5 protein-coding genes are annotated in these 4666 nt (G+C 66.3%); 1 reads left to right on the forward strand and 4 read right to left on the reverse strand.

The window, feature by feature from the left end:
* A partial coding sequence (locus QM621_RS02080) for a superoxide dismutase (protein WP_414988696.1) occupies positions 1-473 on the forward strand: 473 nt, incomplete at its 5' end.
* An 89-nt stretch (positions 474-562) separates the two neighbouring features.
* On the opposite strand, the gene QM621_RS02085 is transcribed toward QM621_RS02080, so the two are convergent.
* The 4 genes from QM621_RS02085 to QM621_RS02100 all read right to left on the reverse strand — a co-directional run bounded on the left by QM621_RS02085 (position 563) and on the right by QM621_RS02100 (position 4486).
* Positions 563-1219 carry an SDR family NAD(P)-dependent oxidoreductase gene (locus QM621_RS02085; protein WP_414988697.1) on the reverse strand — a complete coding sequence of 219 codons (657 nt, stop codon included), beginning with the start codon at positions 1217-1219 and terminating at the stop codon, positions 563-565.
* 68 nt (positions 1220-1287) lie between these two features.
* The gene (locus tag QM621_RS02090; protein ID WP_414988698.1) at positions 1288-2859 is read right to left on the reverse strand and encodes a long-chain-fatty-acid--CoA ligase; all 1572 of its coding nucleotides are present in this window, start codon (positions 2857-2859) and stop codon (positions 1288-1290) included.
* 152 nt (positions 2860-3011) lie between these two features.
* A complete protein-coding gene (locus QM621_RS02095; protein ID WP_414988699.1) occupies positions 3012-3908 on the reverse strand; it encodes a nucleotidyl transferase AbiEii/AbiGii toxin family protein in 897 nt (298 codons plus the stop codon).
* Entirely contained in the window at positions 3905-4486 is a 582-nt protein-coding gene (locus QM621_RS02100) for a type IV toxin-antitoxin system AbiEi family antitoxin domain-containing protein (protein ID WP_414988700.1), read from the reverse strand. The genes QM621_RS02095 and QM621_RS02100 overlap by 4 nt, the downstream gene beginning before the upstream one ends.
* Positions 4487-4666 lie beyond the last annotated feature (180 nt).

Consider the following 4666-nt stretch of genomic DNA (forward strand, 5'->3'; position numbering starts at 1 on the left):
AAGCCCGCGCCACCGAGAACTACGCCGCCATCGCCGGCATCGAGAAGAACCTCGCCTTCAACCTCGGCGGACACATCAACCACTCCATCTTCTGGAAGAACCTCTCCCCCGAGGGCGGAGACAAGCCGACCGGAGAGCTGGCCGCCGCCATCGACGACAACTTCGGATCCTTCGACGCCTTCCGCGCCCACTTCGAACAAGTCGCCCTGACGATCCAGGGCTCCGGCTGGGCCATCCTCACCTGGGACTCCCTCGGCCAGAAGCTCCTCGTCGTCCAGCTCTACGACCAGCAGGCCAACATCCCCGCCACCCTCATCCCCATCGTCCAACTCGACATGTGGGAACACGCCTTCTACCTCGACTACCTCAACGTCAAAGGCGACTACGTCAAAGCCTTCTGGAACATCGTCAACTGGACCGACGCCCAAGAACGCTTCACCGCCGCCACCACCGGCGGACAGATCATCTTCTGACCCGTTCCTCCCAGATTTGCGCCAAAATCAACCGAATCCCCACAACAAAACGGTTGAACACGGCGCAAATCTGGGAAGAAGGCGACCCGTCAGGCGCCGACGGTGCGGCGATACTCGCCGCGCTCGGTGTGCATGGCCCAGAGGCGGTCGGCGAGGGCGTCTGAGGCGAACAGCGGGTCGTCGCCGTCGATGGCGCCGGGGATGATGAGCTGGCCGACATGGACGCCCTGCGGGGCGAGCGCCTCGTGCAGCATGAGCCCGTAGGCCGACTCCCCCGCGAAGGCGACCGAGGTGCCCGCGTAGTTCGCGTTCGGAGTGACGGCGCTGGAGCCGTTGGCGAGCAGGATCGTACCGCGACCGGCCTCGACCATGGCGGGCACGACGGCCTGAACGGCGGTGGCCGAGCCGATGATCGAGAAGTTCGTCGCGGCGGCCAGCTGCTCGGTGGTGATCTCCAGGACGGGGCGCAGGAAGTCCATGCGCGGCACGGGGCTGTACTGCAACACCTCGACCGGGCCGAGGTCGGCCGCGACCCGCTTCAAGGCGGCGGTCAGCGCCGCCGGATCCTCGACGTCGGCGGGGAAGGCGTGGGCGGTGACGCCGTCGGCGGCCAACTCCTCACACAGTTTCTGAAGTTTCTCGGGAGTGCGGGAGACGAGGGCGACAGTGAACCCCTCGGGTCCGAAGCGGCGGGCGGTGGCCGCGCCGAGCCCAGGCCCGGCGCCGATGATCGCGATAACAGACATGCCCCCACCGTACGGACATGACGAAGGGGCGGAGAACCACCCGGTTCCCCGCCCCTTCGCTCAGCGCGTCAGGACAGCTCGCGCTTGAGGATCTTGCCGGTGGAGGTCATCGGCAGCTCGCCGACGATCTCGACGACGCGCGGGTACTTGTACGCCGCGAACTGCTCCTTGCCCCAGGCGACGAGCTCCTCGGACGTCACCTCGGCGCCGGGCTGCGGGATCACGAACGCCTTGATCTCCTCGCCGTGGCTGTCGTGCGGGACGCCGATGACGGCGGCCAGCGAGACGGCCGGGTGCGTCATCAGCACCTCCTCGATCTCGCGCGGGTACACGTTGTAGCCGCCGCGGATGATCATGTCCTTGGAGCGGTCGACGATGTAGAACCAGTCGTCGGCGTCCTTGCGGGCGAGGTCGCCGGACTTGAACCAGCCGTCGGCGTCGATGGCCTCGGCCGTCGCCTCGGGGCGGTTGTAGTAGCCCTTCATGACGTTGTGGCCGCGGATGGCGATCTCGCCGATGGCGGTCTTGCCGTCCTCCTGGAGCTCGTCGGAGACGTCGCTGCCGTCGACGTCGATCAGCTTCAGCTCGACGCCCGGGATGGCCACGCCGATCGAGCCGACGCGCACCGGCTCGCCGAACTTCGAGAACGAGGCGACCGGGGAGGTCTCCGACAGGCCGTAGCCCTCGAGGATCGTGACGCCGAAGCGCTCCTCGAAGTTCTTGTGCACCTCGACCGGCAGCGCGGCGCCGCCGGCGACCGCGACCCGCAGGTTCTCCGCGATCTCGGCGACCGGGGTCTCCGGGGTGAGCGCGCTGAGCAGGCCCCAGTACATCGTCGGGACGCCCGCGAAGAAGGTGACCTTCTCGCGCAGCATCAGGCCGATGGCCGGCTCGGCCTCGAAGCGCGGCAGCATGACGACGGTGCCGCCGTAGGCGAATCCGCCGTTCTGGATGACGGTCTGGCCGAAGGAGTGGAACAGCGGCAGCACGCACAGGTAGGTGTCGGGCGTCTCGGGGTTCGCGCCGAACAGGGCCTCGCCGGTCAGAGCGTTGTCGCGCATGTTGCGGTGGCGCAGCTCCGCGCCCTTGGGCTGGCCGGTGGTGCCGGAGGTGTAGAGGATGACGGCGGTGTCCTCGTCGTCGACGTCGACGGTCTCGAAGGTCGGCGGCTGCTGGCCGACGCCCTGGCCGAAGGTCTCGGCGCCCTCGATCGGCGAGGCGGCCGTCGGGTCGGCGGTGATGACGAAGAAGTGCTCGCAGTTCTCGGCGTTCGAGAAGCCCTCGTAGGCCTCGGCGCCGATGGGCAGCTCGGGGGTGCCCTGGAAGGCGAAGTAGGCCTTGGCGTCGGAGTCGTCGAGGTGGTAGGCGACCTCGCGGCCCTTGAGCAGCACGTTCAGCGGCACGACGGTCGCGCCGACCTTGAGGATGCCGTAGTAGACGATCGAGAAGTAAGGCAGGTTCGGGCAGCTCAGCGCGACCTTGTCGCCGGGCTGGATGCCGCGCTCGACCAGCAGGTTGGCGACCTGGTTCGCCGCGCCGTTGACCTGCGGGTAGGACAGCCGCGTGTCGCCAAAGACGACCGCGGTGCGGTCCGGGTAGTTCTGGGCGGAGTTCTCGAGCAGGGTCGAGAGATTCGTCATGGGGTGTCCTTCGCCATCGAGGGGTGTTAAGGAATGCCTATCAAGTGTTCCAGGTCACCCGGTCAGCGGCCCCGGATCAGCCGCCCGGCGTCGGCTGAGGGACGTCGACAGAAACTGTGGCAGGTCCTCTCGACCTGCCACAGTTTCTGTCGTCACGCGCACCACCTTCGGGCCTCCGGCGACCAGCGCGAGCCGGGAGACTCACCGCGAAGCACCGGATCAGCGAAGGCGACGCAGGCGTCGAGCAGCGCGGACAACTCTGCCGAGGTCGACGATTCCAACCGCTGCTTGCGACGCCAGGCCATCCACTTCCGTTGAGCCGACTCGCCCATCGGAGTCACCAACGGCCCCAACGGTCTGACCGCGACTCCCCGACACTCCGCGACCACTTTGACGGCGTCACGCAACAGGTCGTACTCGATCTCCCGCGTCGACGCCATCGAGGCGATGTCGACGAAGTCACGCCATCGAGTGTTCTGGCTGGCTCGTTCCACGGCTGTCACGATCTTCTCCGCCAACACCATGTGATCGGGATACCCCTGGAGCCGGAGCGTCCCACCCAGTAGCAACGGCAACTCCGTCTCCACCGGAGCAGGCCAGATCGGATCCCCGAAATTCACGTCGACATGAATCTGAACTCTCGCTGTCGAGAGGCCTGCGACGAAAGTGACGCGGACGCCCGAGTAGTCGGCCTCGTCACGAATCGGCTCACCGACGACTGACGAGAGGTCGAAGTCAAGGCCGTCGTCGCGAGGCCGACCGATGATGTCGCGAACTCGCTGCTCCGCCTCCGCGACGTCGTTGCTGAGCGCTATCGCGGCGAGGTCGATGTCACGTGTCGGACGACGGGATGCGAAAGCCGCCATCAAGACCCCGCCCTTGAGCACGAATCCGTCGGCGTGCTCAGAATCCGCCAATCGCGCGAGGAACCCTTCCAGCGCGTACAGCGTGAAGAACTCCGCTGGATCCCGCCCCTGACGACGCGCCAGATTCCGTAAGTCGTTGTAAGCGCGTCCAGACGGGCTGTCTCTCGCTGGCCGCGGACTCATAGCAACGCCTCCATCGCTTGCCCCAACCGACGTTTCGTCACGGAAAAAGCCGACGCGACGTCCCACAAGTCCGACGGTGAACTGCCTCGCCGTCGAAGCCACCGACGAAGCGCCTCGTACGCCTGCTCGCTTCCTTCCCGATGCATGAGTCGGAAGCAGTCCACGATGGTCCGTTCGGCCGAGTAGACCGATCCCGTCACCCCTTCGGCGATCTCGCAGGACTCACGACCGATCCCGAAAGAGTCGCTGTCGAAACTGCGCCACGACACGTGCTCGAATCCCGCGGGTGGACGGACCCCACGCGGCAGTGCGATATCGGAGCCGAAGGGAATATCGTCCGTCAGGCCGTGATACACCAACGCGCTGGTGAGGCACAGCGTCGCCGAGGGGCGTATCGCCGTCGCCGCCGCGAGCGCCAATAAGGCCGGGTCGATCTCCGCTGTCCGGGCGTACACGCCTCGCCCGACGCGCTCGATCTCACCGCTGGCGACCATGGCGTACACCTGGTCTTTGCGGACGCCGGAATCCATCGCCTCCGCCAGCGTGAACACCGCTGGAAGCGAGGCGAGCACACCCATGACGATCTCCTAACTGATGACAGATCAACCATATCTGTCATCAGTTAGGAGATCTAGTGGTCCGGCGCAGTTTTAGTTGACTATTTCGTTGAGTGTGGTCCGGGCGCGGGCGACTTTGGCGAGGATGTCCTCGGCGGTGGCTGTCCAGGTGTAGGGCTTGGGGTTGTCGTTGTTGGCTTC

The sequence above is a fragment of the Aeromicrobium sp. genome (assembly GCF_047606445.1).
Classification (GTDB): Bacteria; Actinomycetota; Actinomycetes; order Propionibacteriales; family Nocardioidaceae; genus Aeromicrobium.

Coding starts and splice junctions, on each gene's coding strand:
- QM621_RS02100 (WP_414988700.1), bottom strand. CDS start 4,486: ATGGGTGTGCTCGCCTCGCTTCCAGCGGTGTTCACGCTGGCGGAGGCG.
- QM621_RS02090 (WP_414988698.1), bottom strand. CDS start 2,859: ATGACGAATCTCTCGACCCTGCTCGAGAACTCCGCCCAGAACTACCCG.
- QM621_RS02085 (WP_414988697.1), bottom strand. CDS start 1,219: ATGTCTGTTATCGCGATCATCGGCGCCGGGCCTGGGCTCGGCGCGGCC.
- QM621_RS02095 (WP_414988699.1), bottom strand. CDS start 3,908: ATGAGTCCGCGGCCAGCGAGAGACAGCCCGTCTGGACGCGCTTACAAC.